General features: G+C 71.8%; 21 protein-coding genes. 15 read left to right on the forward strand and 6 right to left on the reverse strand.

Annotated features, from left to right (window positions below; all coding sequences use genetic code 11):
• Window positions 1-89 precede the first annotated feature (89 nt).
• Together ACZ7OH_RS28995 and ACZ7OH_RS29000 are read left to right on the forward strand one after the other, a co-directional pair.
• Entirely contained in the window at window positions 90-686 is a 597-nt protein-coding gene (locus ACZ7OH_RS28995; protein WP_470283695.1) for a class I SAM-dependent methyltransferase, read from the forward strand.
• Window positions 658-1,149 (forward strand): DedA family protein, encoded by a 492-nt coding sequence (locus ACZ7OH_RS29000; protein ID WP_400895009.1) that lies wholly within the window; start codon window positions 658-660, stop codon window positions 1,147-1,149. The genes ACZ7OH_RS28995 and ACZ7OH_RS29000 overlap by 29 nt, the downstream gene beginning before the upstream one ends.
• On the opposite strand, the gene ACZ7OH_RS29005 is transcribed toward ACZ7OH_RS29000, so the two are convergent.
• On the reverse strand, window positions 1,125-1,898 hold the full coding sequence (locus ACZ7OH_RS29005) for an MmyB family transcriptional regulator (protein ID WP_470283696.1): 774 nt from the start codon (window positions 1,896-1,898) through the stop codon (window positions 1,125-1,127). The genes ACZ7OH_RS29000 and ACZ7OH_RS29005 overlap by 25 nt on opposite strands.
• A gap of 74 nt (window positions 1,899-1,972) precedes the next feature.
• Between ACZ7OH_RS29005 and ACZ7OH_RS29010 the strand changes: the two genes are divergently transcribed.
• The 4 genes from ACZ7OH_RS29010 (at window position 1,973) to ACZ7OH_RS29025 (ending at window position 7,602) form a co-directional block, all read left to right on the forward strand.
• Window positions 1,973-2,896, forward strand: a complete 924-nt coding sequence (locus tag ACZ7OH_RS29010) for an LLM class flavin-dependent oxidoreductase (protein WP_470283697.1) — start codon at window positions 1,973-1,975, stop codon at window positions 2,894-2,896.
• 93 nt (window positions 2,897-2,989) lie between these two features.
• On the forward strand, window positions 2,990-6,544 hold the full coding sequence (mfd, locus tag ACZ7OH_RS29015) for a transcription-repair coupling factor (RefSeq protein WP_470283782.1): 3,555 nt from the start codon (window positions 2,990-2,992) through the stop codon (window positions 6,542-6,544).
• A gap of 85 nt (window positions 6,545-6,629) precedes the next feature.
• Window positions 6,630-7,472 carry a helix-turn-helix domain-containing protein gene (locus ACZ7OH_RS29020; RefSeq protein WP_470283698.1) on the forward strand — a complete coding sequence of 281 codons (843 nt, stop codon included), beginning with the start codon at window positions 6,630-6,632 and terminating at the stop codon, window positions 7,470-7,472.
• A complete protein-coding gene (locus ACZ7OH_RS29025) occupies window positions 7,441-7,602 on the forward strand; it encodes a DUF397 domain-containing protein (RefSeq protein WP_470283699.1) in 162 nt (53 codons plus the stop codon). The genes ACZ7OH_RS29020 and ACZ7OH_RS29025 overlap by 32 nt, the downstream gene beginning before the upstream one ends.
• Here ACZ7OH_RS29025 and ACZ7OH_RS29030 read toward each other — a convergent pair.
• Window positions 7,586-7,993 (reverse strand): hypothetical protein, encoded by a 408-nt coding sequence (locus ACZ7OH_RS29030; protein WP_470283700.1) that lies wholly within the window; start codon window positions 7,991-7,993, stop codon window positions 7,586-7,588. The two genes, ACZ7OH_RS29025 and ACZ7OH_RS29030, sit on opposite strands and share 17 nt — an antisense overlap.
• 85 nt (window positions 7,994-8,078) lie before the next feature.
• Here ACZ7OH_RS29030 and ACZ7OH_RS29035 point away from each other — a divergent pair, with 85 nt between their 5' ends.
• From ACZ7OH_RS29035 to ACZ7OH_RS29070, 8 genes are all read left to right on the forward strand, one after another.
• Window positions 8,079-9,104 (forward strand): hypothetical protein, encoded by a 1,026-nt coding sequence (locus ACZ7OH_RS29035; protein WP_470283701.1) that lies wholly within the window; start codon window positions 8,079-8,081, stop codon window positions 9,102-9,104.
• Window positions 9,101-10,027: a nucleoside triphosphate pyrophosphohydrolase gene (locus tag ACZ7OH_RS29040; RefSeq protein ID WP_400894992.1), complete on the forward strand. Its 927-nt coding sequence runs from the start codon at window positions 9,101-9,103 to the stop codon at window positions 10,025-10,027. The genes ACZ7OH_RS29035 and ACZ7OH_RS29040 overlap by 4 nt, the downstream gene beginning before the upstream one ends.
• Before the next feature lie 60 nt (window positions 10,028-10,087).
• A complete protein-coding gene (locus ACZ7OH_RS29045; protein ID WP_470283702.1) occupies window positions 10,088-10,645 on the forward strand; it encodes an RNA polymerase sigma factor in 558 nt (185 codons plus the stop codon).
• Window positions 10,642-11,424 (forward strand): zf-HC2 domain-containing protein, encoded by a 783-nt coding sequence (locus ACZ7OH_RS29050; protein ID WP_470283703.1) that lies wholly within the window; start codon window positions 10,642-10,644, stop codon window positions 11,422-11,424. The genes ACZ7OH_RS29045 and ACZ7OH_RS29050 overlap by 4 nt, the downstream gene beginning before the upstream one ends.
• A gap of 10 nt (window positions 11,425-11,434) precedes the next feature.
• Window positions 11,435-12,223: an ABC transporter ATP-binding protein gene (locus tag ACZ7OH_RS29055; RefSeq protein ID WP_470283704.1), complete on the forward strand. Its 789-nt coding sequence runs from the start codon at window positions 11,435-11,437 to the stop codon at window positions 12,221-12,223.
• A complete protein-coding gene (locus tag ACZ7OH_RS29060; protein ID WP_470283705.1) occupies window positions 12,220-13,569 on the forward strand; it encodes a hypothetical protein in 1,350 nt (449 codons plus the stop codon). Before ACZ7OH_RS29055 ends, ACZ7OH_RS29060 begins: the two co-directional genes overlap by 4 nt.
• On the forward strand, window positions 13,566-14,120 hold the full coding sequence (locus ACZ7OH_RS29065) for a hypothetical protein (RefSeq protein WP_470283706.1): 555 nt from the start codon (window positions 13,566-13,568) through the stop codon (window positions 14,118-14,120). Before ACZ7OH_RS29060 ends, ACZ7OH_RS29065 begins: the two co-directional genes overlap by 4 nt.
• A gap of 87 nt (window positions 14,121-14,207) precedes the next feature.
• Window positions 14,208-14,606, forward strand: a complete 399-nt coding sequence (locus tag ACZ7OH_RS29070; protein WP_470283707.1) for a hypothetical protein — start codon at window positions 14,208-14,210, stop codon at window positions 14,604-14,606.
• A gap of 39 nt (window positions 14,607-14,645) precedes the next feature.
• On the opposite strand, the gene ACZ7OH_RS29075 is transcribed toward ACZ7OH_RS29070, so the two are convergent.
• From ACZ7OH_RS29075 to ACZ7OH_RS29085, 3 genes are read right to left on the reverse strand one after another with little or no spacing between them, the layout of a single operon-like run.
• Window positions 14,646-15,056 (reverse strand): PPOX class F420-dependent oxidoreductase, encoded by a 411-nt coding sequence (locus ACZ7OH_RS29075; protein WP_470283708.1) that lies wholly within the window; start codon window positions 15,054-15,056, stop codon window positions 14,646-14,648.
• 17 nt (window positions 15,057-15,073) lie between these two features.
• Window positions 15,074-16,135 (reverse strand): SGNH/GDSL hydrolase family protein, encoded by a 1,062-nt coding sequence (locus ACZ7OH_RS29080; protein WP_470283783.1) that lies wholly within the window; start codon window positions 16,133-16,135, stop codon window positions 15,074-15,076.
• On the reverse strand, window positions 16,132-16,701 hold the full coding sequence (locus ACZ7OH_RS29085) for a TetR/AcrR family transcriptional regulator (protein WP_470283709.1): 570 nt from the start codon (window positions 16,699-16,701) through the stop codon (window positions 16,132-16,134). Before ACZ7OH_RS29085 ends, ACZ7OH_RS29080 begins: the two co-directional genes overlap by 4 nt.
• Before the next feature lie 64 nt (window positions 16,702-16,765).
• On the opposite strand from ACZ7OH_RS29085, the gene ACZ7OH_RS29090 reads away from it, so the two are divergent.
• On the forward strand, window positions 16,766-16,978 hold the full coding sequence (locus ACZ7OH_RS29090) for a KTSC domain-containing protein (protein WP_470283710.1): 213 nt from the start codon (window positions 16,766-16,768) through the stop codon (window positions 16,976-16,978).
• Between the two features lie 6 nt (window positions 16,979-16,984).
• On the opposite strand, the gene ACZ7OH_RS29095 is transcribed toward ACZ7OH_RS29090, so the two are convergent.
• Window positions 16,985-17,422, reverse strand: coding sequence for a VOC family protein (locus tag ACZ7OH_RS29095; RefSeq protein ID WP_470283711.1), 438 nt, complete (start codon window positions 17,420-17,422; stop codon window positions 16,985-16,987).
• Window positions 17,423-17,453 lie beyond the last annotated feature (31 nt).

Consider the following 17,453-nt stretch of genomic DNA (forward strand, 5'->3'; position numbering starts at 1 on the left):
GGGGGCTCGACCTGGTCCTCCCGCGGGAGGACGGAACCGGTCGGTCCGACGGATTCGCGGCGACCCCGGTCGTTCCTAGCGTCGGGATCATGACGATCACCAGGGAGTTCTTCCGCCACCCGATGCTGACCGGCGCGATCGCGCCCAGCTCGCCGCGGCTGGCCGAGACGATGACTGCGGGCCTCGGCCTCGAACGCGCGGTTCGCGTAGTCGAGCTGGGGCCGGGCACGGGCGTGTTCACCGAAGCGGTTCTCGCGCTGCTTCGCCCCGAAGCACGCTTCACCGCGTACGAGATCAACCCGCGTTTCGCGTCCTCGCTTCGCGAGCAGTTTCCGGACGTGGACGTCGTCACCGGCTCGGCGGAACACCTCGCTCTCGACCAGGTAGACGTCGTCGTCTCCGGACTGCCGTGGACGGCCATGACCGCGGACCGCCGGCGTCGCATCCTCGACGCGGTCACGGCGGCGCTGACCCCCAACGGCCGCTTCACGACCTTCGCGTACGCCCACGCGGCCTGGACGCCACCCGCGCGTCGCTTCGCTGCTTCACTGCGAAGCCGTTTCGCCGTCGTGGAGCGCACTTCGGTCGTCTGGGGCAACCTGCCGCCCGCGTTCGTCTACCGCGCGGCGCTGCCGGTGGCGGTGGGGAGGACCGGCCATGGACAGCCTGCTGCGGCCACTGCTTGACGCGCCCCCGCCGCTCGTCTACCTGGTGTGCTTCCTGATCATCGCGGCCGAGACGGCGCTGCTGCCCGGGATCGTGCTGCCGACGCTGTCGACGTTGCTGCTGATGGGTTTCCTCGCCGAGCGCGGCACGCTCCACTTAGGACTCGCGTGGCCGGTGGCCGTGCTCGCGGCCGTCCTCGGCGACCAGCTCGCGTACCTCGAAGGACGGCGGCTCCGGCGGTCGCGGCTCGCCCGCCGCGTCGGTCAGGAGCGCTGGGACCGCGCGGAAGCGGCGATCGCGCGTTACGGCGTCCCGGCGGTGATCGCCGGGCGCTGCCTGGCCGGCCTGCGGACGCTGGTGCCGCGCGTCGCGGGGTCGGCGGCGATGCCGTACCGCCGGTTCGCGGCGGGCAGCGTGTGCGCGGCGGTGCTGTGGGCGAGTGCGGAGCTGCTGGCCGGTCACGTCACGGCGCTGGTCGTCTGAAGGCGTTCCGCGGTTTCGGCGTCCGCGGGCAGGAACGTCTCCAGCTTCAGCTCCGAGACCGTGACGTCGGCGGCGGTCGCGAACGTCGTGATGGCCGTGATCAGCCGCAGCTCACCGGCCGAAGTGGACAGTCGCACCGGGACGGCGAAGCCGAGGTGGCCGTCCGTCGGCGGTCGTTGCGGCGGCAGGTAAGACTCGAGTTCGGCCAGCTGCGCGGCCAGCCGCTCGTCCGGGGTGCGGGCCAGGTCGTTGCGGAGGCGCTCGAGGATGTGCCGGGCCCAGTCGTCGAGGTTCCGCACGCGCGGTGCCATGCCGTCGGGGTGCAGCGCGAGCCGCAGCGTGTCGACCGGTTCCTCGAGGAGTTCCGCTGCGACACCCTCGGTGAGCAGGGAAAACGCGTCGTTCTTCGCGACGAGCAGGCCGTAGCGGTCGACGACGATCGCCGGGTACGGGCGGTGGCCGTCGAGCAGCCGCCGCAGCCCGTCGAGCACCGGCCGGATCGCCGGGTCGTCGAGCCGCGTCTCGGGGTACGTCGGCGCGTAGCCGGCCGCGTGGAGCAGGCCGTTGCGTTCGCGCAGCGGCAGTTCGAGCGACTCGGCGACGCGCAGCACCATGCCGCGGCCGGGCAGCGAGCGGCCGCTTTCCATGAAGCTGACGTGCCGCTGCGTCGTGCCCGCGCGCAGCGCCAGGTCGAGCTGGCTGAGCCGCCGCCGGGTGCGCCAGTCCTTGAGCGCCGTTCCGAAGTCCACCCGTTCATCTTGCTCGGGGGCGCCATTCCCCGCGGGGAATTGAGGGCATACCCGCTTTGCCCGACGCTTCCGGCATGACGAACTACGGCCTGGTCGTACCGACCTACCAGCCCATCCTCGACGCCGGGCGGACGGCGCCCGAACTGGTCGACACCGCCGTCGCCGCCGAAGAGCTCGGCCTCGACTCGGTGTGGGTGGGCGACACCCTGGCGCGCGCGCCTCTCGACGCTTTCGCTGTTCTAGGTGCTTTTGCCGCCCGGACCTCGCGGGTGACGCTGGGGACGGCCGCGCTGCTCCCGGCGTTGCGCGACCCGGTTCTTTCGGCGAACCAGCTGCTGTCCCTGGATCTTCTGAGCGGCGGCCGGGTGACGGTGGCCGTCGGCGCGGGGTTCGCCGGGCGGAGTGAGCCGGAGTTCGCGTTCGTAGGGGTGCCGTGGGCCCGCCGCCGGGCTCGGCTGGACGACATCGTGGGGCTGTGGCGGGCGGCGTGGAGCGGCTCGGATTCCTTCCACGGGTCGGTGCTGCACTACGACTCGCTGCCGTCCTTCCCGGCGGCCACGCGTGTCGGCGGGCCGCCGGTGTGGCTGGCGGCGTACACACCGGGGGCGCTTTCGCGCATCGGACGGCTGTACGACGGGTGGCTGCCGTACCCGCCGGACCCCGCGGACTACGTCTCGGGGCTGGCCCGGATCCGCTCGTCGGCGTCGCGCCCGGTGACCCCGGCGCTGTTCGCGACGGTCTTGGTCGAGGACGACGTCCCACGCGGGCAGGAGCTGCTGGAGGAGTACTGCCTGACGAACTACGGCCGCCCGGCGGCGTTCGTCCAGGGGATCCAGATGCAGGTGACGGGCTCGGCCGCGGAGGTGGCGGCCCAGCTACGGCGTTATGAGGGGGCGGAGCACGTTCTGCTGCGGATCGCGAGCACGGACCCGAAGGTGTTCGACGAGCAGCTGCCGAGACTGGCGGAGGTGGCGAACCTGCTGCGCGACCGGCCGTGACCGGACTTCCGCCGGGCCTTCCGGGCCGTCACCAGGCGTGATCGGGAACTCGTCGGGGGTGGCACGTAGGCTGGGACCGTGACCGACGCTCCACTGTCCGGACTCCTCACCGCCACCCTTCCCGACCCGGCCCTGCGTGGCGTGGTCGAGCGCGCCGGGGCGCCGCTGCTCGAGCTGCAAGGCCCGATCGCCGCCCGGCAGCTCGTTGCTGCCGCCCTCGCCGCCGATGAGGGCGCCGCCAAGCCCGTCCTCGCCGTCACCGCCACCGGCCGCGAGGCCGACGAGCTGACCGCGTCCCTCAGCGCCCTCCTCGGCACGCAGAGAGTCGCCGACTTCCCCTCCTGGGAGACCCTCCCGCACGAACGGCTCTCCCCGCGCGCCGACACCGTCGGGCGCCGCCTGGAGGTGCTGCACCGGCTCAAGACCGAGGACGACACCCTGCGCGTCGTCGTCGCCACCGTCCGCAGTCTCATCCAGCCCATGGCGCCCGGCCTCGGCTCGCTCGCCCCGGTCGACCTCGTCGTGGGTGAAGAACAGAGTTTCGAGGGCCTCCTCGAACGGCTCGTCGAGCTGGCCTACACCCGCGTCGACATGGTCGAGAAGCGCGGCGAGTTCGCCGTCCGCGGCGGCATCCTCGACCTGTTCGGGCCGACCGCGCAGCACCCCGTCCGCGTCGAGTTCTGGGGCGACGAGGTCAGCGAGATCCGCGCCTTCGCCGTCTCCGACCAGCGGTCGCTGCCCGGCGAGATCCCGCGCGTCACCGCGCCGCCGTGCCGGGAGCTGCTGCTCACGCCGCCGGTCAAGGAGAAGGCCGCGGAGCTGGCGAAGACGTACGAAGCCGACGCCCACCTGGCCGAGATGCTCACCAAGCTCGCCGACGGCATCCCCGTCGAGGGCATGGAGGCGCTCATCCCGGTGCTCTGCGAAGGCGAGCTGGAGCTGCTCACCGACGCGATGCCGGCCGGCACCCACGTCCTGCTCACCGACCCCGAGAAGATCCGCGCCCGCGCCGCCGACCTCGTCCGCACCGGTCAGGAGTTCCTCGAAGCCTCCTGGACGACGGCCGCGGCGGGCGGCCAGGCCCCGATCGACCTCGGCGCGTCCGCCTACCGCGGCCTCGACGAGATCGCGTCCCACGCCCAGGACACCAAGCGCGCCTGGTGGACGCTCACCCAGCTGACCAGCGAAGACCCCGACGTCTACCGCGTCTCGATCGAGGCCGCGCCGGCTTACCGCGGCGAGCTCGAGCGCGCGATGACGGACCTGCGCGCCCACACGGCGGCGGGCGGCACGGCGGTGCTCGTCGTCGCCGGCCAGGGCACCGCGGCGCGCGCGGTCGAGCAGCTGTCGGGCGCCGACGTCCCGGCGACGCAAGCCGGCGACGGCCTCACCAGCGCGCCGGCCCCGGGCATGGTCACGGTCACCTGCGGCGGCCTCACCGACGGCTTCGTCTCGCCCGAGCGCGCCCTGGTCGTGCTCAGCGAAGCGGACCTCACCGGCCGCGGGGCGGGCGCCGGAACGTCCACAAAGGACCTCAACACCAAGATGCCGTCCCGGCGGCGCAACGCCGTCGACCCGCTGGCGTTGAAGGCCGGCGACTACGTCGTGCACGACCAGCACGGCATCGGCCGGTTCGTCGAGATGGTCCAGCGCACGGTCGCCGGCGCCACCCGCGAGTACCTGCTGCTGGAGTACGCGTCGTCGAAGCGCGGCCACCCGGGCGACCGGCTGTTCGTCCCGACCGACCAGCTCGACGAGGTCTCCCGCTACGTCGGCGGCGAGCTGCCCACGCTCAACAAGCTCGGCGGCTCCGACTGGAAGAACACCAAGGCCAAGGCCAAGAGGGCCGTCAAGGAGATCGCCGCCGAGCTGGTCCAGCTGTACGCGGCGCGCCAGGCCGCGCCCGGGCACGCGTTCGGCCCGGACACGCCGTGGCAGAGCGAGCTGGAAGACGCGTTCCCGTTCACCGAGACGAACGACCAGCTCGCGGCCATCGACGAGGTCAAGGCCGACATGGAACGCGGCGTCCCGATGGACCGCGTCATCTGCGGCGACGTCGGCTACGGCAAGACGGAGATCGCGGTCCGCGCGGCGTTCAAGGCGGTGCAGGACGGCAAGCAGGTCGCGGTGCTGGTGCCGACGACGCTGCTCGCCCAGCAGCACCTGAACACGTTCCACGAGCGGATGCGCTCGTTCCCGGTGACGATCAAGGGCCTGTCCCGCTTCACGAACAAGACCGAGTCGGACATCATCCTGGAGCAGCTGGCCGCGGGCGAGGTCGACATCGTCATCGGCACGCACCGGCTGCTGCAGACGGGCATCCGCTACAAGGACCTCGGCCTCGTGATCGTCGACGAGGAGCAGCGCTTCGGCGTCGAGCACAAGGAGCACATCAAGGCGCTGCGCACGCACGTCGACGTGCTCACCATGTCCGCGACGCCGATCCCGCGGACGCTCGAGATGTCGCTGGCCGGCATCCGCGAGATGTCGACGATCCTGACCCCGCCGGAAGACCGCCACCCCATCCTGACGTACGTCGGCGCGTACGACGACAAGCAGGTCGGCGCGGCGATCCGGCGCGAGCTGCTGCGCGACGGCCAGGTCTTCTACGTCCACAACCGCGTCTCCTCGATCGAGAAGGCCGCGCGGCGGATCCGGGAGCTGGTGCCGGAGGCGCGGGTCGTCACCGCGCACGGGCAGATGAACGAGGACAAGCTCGAAAAGATCATCCAGGGCTTCTGGGAGAACGAGTACGACGTCCTGGTGTGCACCACGATCGTCGAGACCGGCCTCGACATCTCGAACGCCAACACGCTGCTCGTCGAACGCGGTGACCTGCTGGGTCTGGCTCAGTTGCACCAGCTGCGCGGCCGCGTCGGACGTGGGCGCGAGCGCGGGTACGCGTACTTCCTGTACCCGCCGGAGGCGCCGCTGACGGAGACCGCGCACGACCGGCTGGCGACGATCGCCCAGAACACCGAGCTGGGCGCGGGCATGGCGGTCGCGATGAAGGACCTGGAAATCCGCGGTGCGGGCAACATCCTCGGGGCGGAGCAGTCCGGGCACATCGCGGGCGTCGGATTCGATCTGTACGTGCGGTTGGTCGGCGAGGCTGTCGACGCGTTCCGGCGGCACGCGGGCGCGGAGCCTTCCGAAGAGGAGGAATTGGCGGAAGTCCGCGTGGATCTCCCGATCGACGCGCACATCCCGCACGACTACGTCCCGGGCGAGCGCCTGCGGCTGGAGGCGTACCGCAAGATCGCGGCGGCGCCGGACACCGAGGGGCTGGACGCGGTCCGCGAAGAGCTGATCGACCGGTACGGCCAGCCCCCGGCGCCGGTGAACCGGCTGCTGGCGGTGGCGCGGTTCCGGCACACGTGCCGCGAGGCGGGCGTGACGGAGGTGGCGGTCCAGGGCAACACGATCCGGTTCGCGCCGCTGCCGTTGGCTGATTCGCAGATGGTCCGGTTGAAGAGGCTGTACCCGAAGGCGATGTTCAAGGCCGTGACGAACACGGTGTCGGTCCCCAAGCCGACCGAGGGCCCGGCGGGCGGCCGGATCGGCGCGCCGACGCTGCGGGACGAAGAGCTGCTGGACTGGTGCACGAAGTTGCTGACGCAGCTGACGAAGAAGCCCGCGACGGTGTAAAGAGCGGCGGACACCCGGCGCCACTTCGGGGGAACTCCCGTTGTGGCGCCGGGGTTCTTGCTTTCGGTGGCCTTACGTTCGCCGCATGAACATCCGTAGCAGGCAGCTCGGTGAACGGCTGCTCCAGCGCATGGCGGAGAAGAACTGGGGCGTCCGGGAGATGTCCCGCAGGCTCGAAGTCAGTGCGCAGTGGGTTTCCTCGGTGACGCGAGGGCAGGTGCGGCCCGACCCGGTGCGGTTGTCGCGGTTCCTCACGGAACTGGGCGTTCGGGGAGCGGAATTCCGCGAGCTGATGGCCTTGGGGGATGAGATGCGCAAGCCCGGCCTCCTCGAGCGCTCCGGAGACATTCGAACTCTCGTGAGTCACGAAGAACACGCCATCGCCATCTCGGTGTTCCAGGCGAACGTGGTGCCGGGCCTGCTGCAAACCGGCGACTACGCTCGCAGCCTGGCGGTCGAAATGGGCAATCAGCCCGATCCCGACAAGCTCGATGAGCAGGTATTCGCACGGTTGTCCCGCCAAGCGATCCTGACCAGGCCGCGCGTGCGATTCAGGTTCTTCCTGCACGAATTCGTGCTCCGCCTCCCGGTCGGTTCCCCGCAGGTGATGAGCGGCCAGCTGCGGCAGCTGGCGCGATTGTCCGCCCAGGGAAACATGGTCATCCGGATCGTCCCGGCGAACTTGGGTGGTCACCCCGCCTCGGCAGGGCATTTCCAGCTGATGGAGTCGGACGCGTACCAGCCGGTCGTCTGCATCGAAAGTGAGGAGACCTCGCTGTTCCTGGAGGAACGGCGCGAGATCGAGGCTTACCGAAGGGTGCTGCGCGGGCTGGAGAGCTGTGCTCTCGATGAGGCAAAATCACGAGAACTGATCGCCGATCTCATCGGAGAAGCAGATGCCGGAAGCATGGCGCAAGAGCACCCATAGCAGCCAAGGCGACTGTGTCGAGGTCGCTCTCGATCGGACCGTGCTGGTTCGGGACACGAAAGACCGCGCCGGGGGCGTACTCGCCATCAGCACCCCCGGCTGGCGGGAACTGCTCAGCCGACTTCGCTGAACATCGGCGGCATGCTCTCCGCCAACCCCATCCGCACCGACTCGACCGGTACCGGGACCGCCCCGGCGCCCGCCATCGGCAACGGCCGGGGCCGACGCGGCATCCGCGACCCAGCACCCCCACCTCGCCCCGGGTACACCAACAACCCCCGGGTCGGGTCCGGGACCGCGTCCAGCGCCGCCGTCACTGCCGGCAACGTCCGGAACGCGTCTCGGCGCTCCTCCGATGCGAACTCGATCTCCAGCACCACACCCCAGCGATGTTCGTGCCAAACCCACTGCTCAGCGCCGTTCGTGAGCGCCGCCTCCGTGAGCGCGTCGCCGTGGGAAAGGCGCCACACCGTTGCCGTGGACTCGCCGTCGAACACCTCGATCGTCAGCCACTGGTCCATAAGTCGACATTACCGCCGGGCGTACCCCATGGGTGTTGCGTTTCGGGTGCGATGGTGTGAGAGGGTATGCGCTGTGATGCGGATCATGGGGCGCCCTCGCGCGCTGGTCGCGGTCGTTGCCGGTGCTCTTCTCCTGGCGGGGTGCGGCTCGGGCCCCAGCCAGGTCGGCAGCGCCGTCATCGTCGGCGACAGCTCGGTCTCCCTCGACCGCGTCCAGTCGATGATCGACCAGGCCGTCCGCGAACAGCCCTACGGCCAGAAGCTCGCCCGCGAGCACAAGCTCGACCAGCTGGGCCGCGAGATCGTCCGCCAGACCGTCCTGCACGAGCTCACCCAACGCGCCGCGCGGAAGGAAGGCCTCGTCGTCGACCAGGCGAAGGTCGCCGCCCTGACCGCTCAAGAGAAGCCCACGCCGGTCACCGACACCGGGCAGGGCGACTCGGTCGCCGTCACGCAGATCGTCTCGAAGCTGCGCGACCCGAACGAGGTCGCGAACGACGTCGTCCTCGAAATGCAGCTCGCGCAGAAGTACCTGCCGAAGCTGTCCGTCGGCGCGGACTACGTCGGCATCAGCGCCACCAGCGAAACCGACCCGCAGGCCCGCGCCCGCGCGTTCGACCTCGCGAAGCAGTTCTCGGCCGACCCCGCCAAGATCCAGGCGACCGTCCAGCAGGCCGGCCAGGAAGCCCAGCAGGCGCAGCAGACCGGCGCGCCCGGCCCGGGCGGCTTCTCCGACGCGGGCATGACCGAGGTCTTCGGCGCCGCGCAGTACCTCTCGCTGGCGCAGACGCCGCTCTTCGGTTCGCCCGCGAACAGCGTCATCGCGTTCCAGGCGCGGATGCCCGCCAAGCCCGACTGGTACGTCTTCGTCGTGCACAACCGCGGCACCGACAAGGCCGTCCCGGCCGACCAGGAAGCCCAGAAGCCGACCGACCAGCAGCTGACCTCGATCGGCACCCGTCTGCTGCAGCCGTACGTGGCCGACGCCGGGCTGCGCGTCAACCCCCGGTACGGCGTGTGGGATGTTGTCGGCATGAACCTCGCGCCGAACCAGGACGCCACGAAGGGCACCGTGCTGCCCTTGCGCGGTGCCGCACCCGCCCAGCAGTGAGCACGGGTGTCGTCGTAGTCGTCCGCGGGGCGACACTGCCCGCCGCCGCCCTGAAGATCCTGCGTGACTCCACCGCCGTGTACGCGGCGACGGACGTCGATGCGAGCGTGTTCGGCGTCCCGGCCGTCACCGAGGCGCCCTCGATGAAGGACATCGTGCTGCTCGCCGGGTCCCGCGACGAGCCCGCGGCGTCGCTGCTCATCGCGACCGGCGCGGAGGTCATCGAGACGCCGGCGCCGCCGCTGGTCGAGGCCGCCGAGGTGATGGACCGGCTCCGCTCGCCCGGCGGTTGCCCGTGGGACGCCGCCCAAACGCATGATTCCCTCCGGCAGTACCTCGTCGAGGAGACCTACGAGCTGCTCGACGCCATCGAGTCGGGCGACCGCGAAGCCCTGCGCGAGGAGCTCGGCGACGTCCTGCTCCAGGTGCTGTTCCACGCGCGCGTCGCGGCCGAGGACCCGGCCGACCCGTTCGGCATCGACGAGGTCGCCGCCGAGCTCGTCGCGAAGCTGGTCGGCCGGCACCCGCACGTGTTCGCCGACGCCGATTCCGTGCACACGGTCGAGCACCAGAACGCCAAGTGGGAAGAGCTGAAGCAGCAGGAGAAGCAGCGCAAGTCCATTGTGGACGGCGTCGCGCTCGGTCAACCCGCGGTAGCGCTGGCCGGCAAGCTCGGGCAGCGCTCCGGGCGCGCGGGCATCCCGCTCGACCTCTTCCCGACGGGTACCGGCGCCGCCGCCCAGCTGTTCCGCATCGCGGCGACGGCGCGACGCGCGGGCGTCGACCCGGAGGGCGAGCTGCGGGCGCTGGCGAAGGAGTTCGCGGCCGACGTCCGGGGCGCCGAGCAGGCCGCGCGTGACGCCGGACTGGAGCCGACGACCCTGGAAGCCGACGGCTGGCGCAAGTTCTGGCCGTCGCACTGACTGTGACGCAGCCCACATCCGGGTGAGAACCGCCGGCGACCGTCCGGCGTCTTGCCTGGTGTGAGGAACCCGCCACCGCAGGACGCCGATGAGGAGCACCTCGTCCGGCGCACGGCCAAGGGCGACCGCGCGGCGTTCGAGGAGCTGTACCGCCGCACGTCGCCCTGGCTCGTCGTGCGCCTGCGCCGCCGGTGCGCGGACGAACAGGTCGTCGCCGAGGTCATGCAGGAGACGTACCTGGCCGTGTGGCGGGCGGCGGGCTCGTTCGCGGGCGCCGCGACCGGCGGCACCGCGGTCGGCTGGATGTGGACGATCGCCGCGCGCCGGCTGGTCGACGCGTTCCGGCGCCGGGCGCACCACGCCGCTCCGCCGGCGGAGGTGGTGCTCGACGTGGCGCCCGTGCCGGCGGCGGAGGACGTGGCGCTGGCGGCGTCGGTCGGCGACGAGGTCGGCGACGCGCTGCGCGAGCTCGCGCCCGAACTGCGGCAGGTCCTGCAGGCGATGGTGCTCGACGGGCTGACCGTCCGGGAGACCGCGATCCTGCTCGGGCTGCCGGAAGGAACCGTCAAGACCCGCGCTCGCCGGGCGCGGGTCGCGATGCGGGAGGCACTGTCATGACCCACGCGTCGGATGAGCTCCTCGCCGGGTACGCGGCGGGGGCCGACCTCCCGGGTGACCGGCTGTGGGGCCTCGAAGCGCACCTCGAGACGTGCCCGGCGTGCCGGGCGCGGCTGGCCGCGGTGGCCCCCGTCCAGCCGGTGGTGGACGCCGTCTGGGACCGGATCGCCGTCGAGCTGCTGCCGCAGCCGCGGCGGTCGCGGCGGCGGTGGCTCGACACGTGGGTCACGCCGGCGATGGTGCCGTGGCTGGCGATGATCGTGCTGGTCACGCTGATCGCGGTCGGGCTGGACCAGGTCTGGCACGTCGCGCTCGACGTCACCGGGGTGCAGCTCTTCGCGCCGGTGCTGCCGGTGCTCGGGGTGGCGGCGTCGTGGGCGCGGGGGCTCGACCCGGCGTACGAGGTCGTCGCGGCCACGCCGCGGGCGGGGCTCTACCTGGTCGCGCGGCGGACGGTGGCGGTGCTCGCCGTCGTCCTGCCGGTGCTCGGCGTCGCGGGGTGGCTGACCGGCACCGCGCCGGGGCTCTGGCTGCTGCCGAGCCTGGCTTTCACCACGGGGACGCTCGCGCTCGGCGGGCTGATCGGCATCAGCCGGGCGGCGTACGCGCTGCTCGCGGTGTGGGTCGCGGTCATCGTGCTGCCGAGCTTCGCGGCCCAGGGGCAAGCGTTTGCGCTCAGCACCGGCGCGCTGCCGGTGTGGGCGGGGATCTTCGCGCTGACCACGGTGGTCGTCGTCCTGCGCAGGACGACGTTCACCCGGCTCGGCGCGCACCACTAGGGAGGAAGAGATGCGGGCAGTCGGAGCCGCCGAAGTCGCCCCCGCGACCTACGCCTGGGAAATCCGGGCGGAGGCGCTGAAGGTGCGGGTCGGCCGGCGGAAGATGGCGGTGGACGGGCTGGACCTGTCCCTCGGCAAGGGGGTGCACGGCCTGCTCGGGCCGAACGGCGCGGGCAAGACGACGCTGATCCGCGCGCTGGCGACGGTCTTGCGGCCGGCGTCGGGCACGTTGACGTTGCTCGGCGGGACGGGACAACGCGCCTTGCGCCGCCGGATCGGGTACCTGCCGCAGGACTTCGGGTACTACAAGCGGTTCACGGTCCGCGAGTTCATCGAGTACCTGGCGTGGCTGAAAGAGATGTCCAAAGAGGACATTCCCGGTGCGGTGCAGCGCGCGATCGAGCGCGTGGGCCTGGCCGACCGCGCGAACGACCGGATGAAGACCCTGTCCGGCGGCATGGTGCGGCGGGTCGGGATCGCGCAGGCGATCGTCAACGACCCGGACATCCTGCTGCTCGACGAGCCGACGGCCGGCCTGGACCCGGCTCAGCGGGTCCGGTTCCGCGAGCTCGTCCAGGAGCTGGGGCGGGACTCGTGCGTGCTGATTTCGACGCACCTGGTGGAGGACGTCGCGACGGCGTGCACGGACGTGGTGCTGTTCGCCGAGGGCAAGCTGGTGTTCCAGGGGAGCCCGGCCGAACTGGCGGCCGCGGGTTCGGCGGAGGACGTGGGCGACAGCCCCATCGAGCGCGGGTACTCGGCGCTGCTGAAGCACGAGCCGGGCAAGGGGGCCTGGTGATCTTCCGCATCGAACTCCGCCGGTCCATCGCGCCGTGGGCCGGGCTCGCCGTCCTCGCCGTCGCGCTCGCCTTCCTGTTCCTGCTCAGCGGGCCGTGGTGGAAGGTGCCCGCGCCGTGGACCGCGCACGCGACCACCGCCGCCCTCTGGGTGCGCTTCCTCCTGCAGTTCCTCTGGCCGATCGTCATCGGCGCCGGGGCGATCCAGGGCATGCGCGACGCCCGGTCCGGCATGGTCGAACTGCTCGGCACGACCTCGCGTCCGGGCTGGCAGCGCGCGGCGCGGCTGGCCGGGGCCGTCGGCGGGCTGAGCGCGCTGGGCTTCCTGCTCGTCTTCGCCGTCGGCGCGGCCGAAGTCCTCGCGCACGGCGGGTTCTTCTCCGCCGGCTTCGTGCCCGTGCTGCTCGTCGGGACCCTCGGCGTGGTCGCCGGGAGCTGGCTGGGCCTGGCCGTCGGCCGGCTGCTGCCGCACCCGCTGACCGCACCCGGGCTCGCCGTCGTCTCGCTCGTCGTCACCATCCTCTGCTGGACGGCGCTCGAACCGGGCCTGCAGCCGCTCCTGCCCGTCCGGGCCGGGGTGCTGTCGCCGGCGCTCGCCGAGCCGCGGGGGATGATGGTGACGACCGCGGGGTCGCTCGACCTCGGCCAGTCGGTGTGGTTCCTCGGCCTCGCCGCGACCGGATTCCTCTTGCTGGCCACGAATTCCCTGCGGACGCGGCTGCTGAGCCTGGTGCCGATGGCGGCCGGTGTCGCGATCGCGTTGCCGCTCTTGCCGGCCACGCAAGCGGACGTGCTCACCATCGACACCACCGCGGCGGAAAAGGTCTGCGACGGCCCGATCTGCGTGAGCAGGCTCCACGCCGACGGCCTGGCCGCGTTGGCCGCACCGGGGCGGGAAGCGTTGGCGCTGCTGGCGAAGCTGCCCGGCGCGCCGACGCGCGTCGAGGAGCGGACCGGGCCCACCCCGTTCGACCGGGCGCCGCCCCGGGCCGCGGACGTCGTCTACCTGGACTTCCAGCTCAACAACGGTCTCCTCACGGCGGACGCGGCCACCTTGCGCCTCGCGATCGTGTCGGGCGCCGGGGTGCCGACGTGCACCCGGCCGAGCGCCGCCGACCTGCCGGACCAGGGCTCGCGGATGATCATGGCGGCGTACTTCACCGGCGAGCTGAAGCGGCTGCCGGAGTTCGGCGGCGGCTGGCTCCGGGACAGGTTCTCGACCGTCGAGCACCTGTGGACGACGTTCCGCGCGCTGCCCCCGGACGTCCAGCTGGCCCGCGTCGCCGCGACGCGGCAGGTGCTGCTGACCTGCCAGGGCGACCCGCTCGCGAAGCTGGTCTCGCCGTGAGGTGGGCGGTCCTGTACGCGCGCTCGCGCCAGCTGCCGGCGGCGGCGATCGCCCTGGTGGTGAGCACGGTCCTGATCCGGCTCCTGTCCGGCGCCGGCTGGGCGGTGTTCCAGGCGAGCCTGGCCCTGACGGCGGCCGTCGCGGTGGCGGCGATCGGCTTGAGCGGCCAGGACCCGGACCTCGACCGCGCGGCGGCGCTCCCGTGGCCCCGCCGGCGGTTCGCGCACCTGGCCCTGATCGGCGTGACGGCGGCGGGCGCGGTCCTGGCGGTGGGGTCGTCGAATGCCGACTTGCCGATCATCCTCCGCGACGCGGCGGGCTTGCTGGGCTTGACGGGCCTGGCGGCCACGACCGCGGGCGGCCAGTTCGGCTGGACGCTGCCGGTGGCGTGGTCGGCGGTGGCGTTGTTCGTGCGCGACGACGGCACGACGGCCAGTGAAGTGGCGGCCTGGACGCTGCAGCCGGCGGGAACACCGGCGGCGACCTGGACCGCGGTGATCGCGGCGGTGGCGGGAGTGGTGGCCTACACGGCTTGGGGAGGTCGCCGGTAGCCCGCCTCAACCGAAGGCGGACCTCGCGCGTGGAGGGGGCGGCCGGTCGCCGTGACCGGCCGCTTCCGAGGGAGGACCTTCATGCGCATGCTTCGAACACTCCTGGCCACCACCGCGGTCGCCGGCGCCGTCTTGGGCACCACCGGCACCGCCGAAGCAGCAGTCACGAAGCCGTGGTCGATCCCGTACGGCGCGACCTTGGCGGCGGGGTCGATCGCGTGGGGTGACGGGCGATCGGCGACCGTGTCCGGCAGCCTCCACGCCGTCAGCGGCGGTCGCGAGGTCTGTTCGTGGGGCGTGAACGGCACCGACACCAGCCCGGTGAAGTGCACTCGCGCGGCCGCGGGGACCAACGCCACCATTTCCCACGGCCACACCATCGACAAGGTCGGCGGCGTGGTGCTCATCCACATCAGCCTGTACGACCTGGACAACCACAAGCTCGGCCAGCGGGCCTGCACCCGGAGCGGCTGCGTGAACGAGTGACCTGGCGGGTGGGGCGCCGGACCCGGCGCCCCACCGGCGTCACACGTTGCGGATGTTCGCCTCCAGCTCCAGCGGCTCCCGGTCCCAGTCCTCGACCCCGAAGGCCAGGATCCGCTCGGGGTGGATCCGGATCACGGCGTCGTCGAAGTGGTTGTCCGGGAGGTTCACCCCGGTCAGCGCCTCCGCGCGGCCGCGGATCTCCAGGCAGCGCACGCGCCACGGGTTCGTCGACGGCAGGTCGTCGACGACGAACGCGACCCGGCCGTTCTCCCGGACGTTGCGGAACTTCTTGCTGCCGCTGAGGTTGTGGCCGGTGACGTCGATGGCCTTCTCGTCCGGGTTGTACCGGAAGCCGACCGGGTTGACCTGCAGGGTTCCGTTCGGCTGCTGGGTCGCCAGCCGGCCCAGCGGCTGGGCGTCGAGGTACTCGAGCTCTGCTTCGGTGAACACGCCACCAGCCTTCAACTTCAAGGGAGGTTGAAGTCAAGCCGGGGCGCGAACCGCGCAGCGATCCGTTCGTGGGCGGGGCCGTCCGGGTGCAGCTCGTCCGGCAGCGGGAACTCCGCGTAGTCGGCGGGCCCGTACAACGACAGCCCGTCCACGTAGTGCAAAGCCGGGTCATCGCGCTGCGCCACGATCTCCGCCAGCGCGTCCCGGATCACCTCGAGCGTCAGCTTCCCCTCACCCGGTTCGCCGGTCGCGCGGAAGCGCACGACCCCCGACGCCAGCGCCGCGTGGTCGAAGTCGCCGGGACCCGGGGTCCGCTCGTGGATCGGGCAGTACAGCGGCGAGACGACCAGCAGCGGCGTCGACGGATGACCCTCGCGGATCGTGTCGAGGAACCCGTGGACCGCCGGGCCGAACGCGCGCAGCCGCATGAGGTCCGCGTTGACGACGTTGATGCCGAGCTTCACGCTGACCAGGTCCGCCGGGGTGTCGCGCAGCGCGCGGGCGGTGAACGGGTCCAGCAGCGCGTTCCCGCTGAAGCCCAGGTTGACCAGCTCGACCCCGGCCGAAAGCGCGGCCAGCGCGGTCCACGTCGTCGACGGGCTCGCCGCGTTCGAACCCTGGCTGATCGAACTGCCGTGGTGCAGCCACACGCGGCCGGCGCGAGGCGCGGGCGAAACCGGGGCGTCCGTGCGCAACGCGACCAGCGTCGTCAGTTCGTTGTGCGGCAACCAGATCTCGACGTCCTTGTCGTGCCCGGGCAGGTCCGCGAACCGGACGCCGGCGGGCGCGGTCGCCTGGGCGGCGAGCTTGCCGTCGACCAGCAGGTCGTAGACGCCGTCCGGACGCGGCGGCGCGCCCGGGTACTCGACCTTCGTCGGCAGCGTGTCGAGCTCGATCAGGCGAGCCGTCGTGCGGAACCGCAGGCGGACGCCCGCGGGCTGCGCTTCGGCCATCGCGAGCCGCGGGTCGGTGTTCTGCGCCCGCGCGCGGGCCGGGAGCCGGTGCGGGACCAGGCCGCGCGGGGTCTCTTCGAGTTCGAGGGCGCCGCGGACGAGGTCGTTGAGCGGGGTGGTGATCACGAGCGTGGCCAATCGTGGAGAAGGGAGTCGAGGACGTCGAGGAGGCGGGTCCAGCTTTCGGGCGCCGCGGGCGGGCTGTGGTCGAAGCCGCCGTCGGCTTCGAGGGCGACGAACCCGCGGACGAAGCTGCCGAGCAGCCGGACGGCGTGCGTCTGGTCCGGCCCGGTGAGGTCGTAGCCGCGCAGGATCGCGCGCATCAGCTCCGCGTGCCGCACGCCGGCGCTCGCCGCCGCGGTCTCCGCGTCGAGCCGCAGCTGCGCCGCGGCGAACCGGCCCGGGTGCTCCCGGGCGTAGTCGCGGTGGACGTCGGCGAACGCGACCAGCGCGTCCCGCCCGGACCGGCCGGCCAGCGCGGCGGCGGCCCGGTCGGCGAGCTCCTCCAGGGCCAGCAGCGCGATCCGCGTCCGCAGGTCGTGCGCGTTCTTGACGTGCGAATACAGGCTCGCGACCTTGACGTCGAACCTGCGCGCCAGCTCCGACGGCGTGACCCGGTCGAACCCGAGCTCATCGGCCAGCTCGGCGCCCGCTTGGACCAGCCGTTCGGTCGTCAACCCGACGCGAACCATCAGCCACCTCCTAAAGCCACTGTAGATTTACCTAAAGGGTTTAGGCAAGGGGATAATGGGTGACATGCGCCGCCACGCCGTGAGCTCATCGACGATCGCGTCGATCGGCTACGACCGGGAGGAGCACCTCCTGGAGATCGAGTTCGTGAACGAGAGCGTCTACCGGTACCGGCTGGTGCCGGAGTCCGTGCACCGCGAGCTGATGGCGTCGTCGAGCCACGGCCGGTTCTTCAACACCCGCATCCGGGACCGCTACCCGACGGAACAGGTGGAGTAGCGCCGATCAGTGCTTCTTCAGCTCCTCGGCGAGCATCACGATGATGCCGCCGGGACCGCGGACGTACGTGAGCTTGTAGACGTCCTCGTACGTCGCCACGCCGCGAAGCGGGTGGCACCCGTGCCTTGCGGCTATCTCAAGGGCTTCGTCGAGGTTGTCGACGGAAAAGGCGACGCGGTGCATGCCGATCTCGTTGGGACGAGTGGGCTCCGACTCGATCGCTTCGGGGTGGATGTACTCGAAGAGCTCGAGGCGGCCCTGGCCGTCCGGTGTCCGGAGCATGGCGATGTGGGCGTGGTTGCCATCGAGGCCGACGGCGGTGTCGGTCCACTCGCCACTGACCGTGTCCCGGCCGACGACCGTGAGCCCGAGGTCGGTGAAAAAGGCGATCGCCGCTTCGAGATCGCGAACGGTGATGCCGACGTTCTCAAGTTTGATGGCCATGCCAGGCATGCTATCGACGACGCCGCGCAGT

The sequence above is a fragment of the Amycolatopsis sp. NPDC114478 genome, assembly GCF_055633805.1.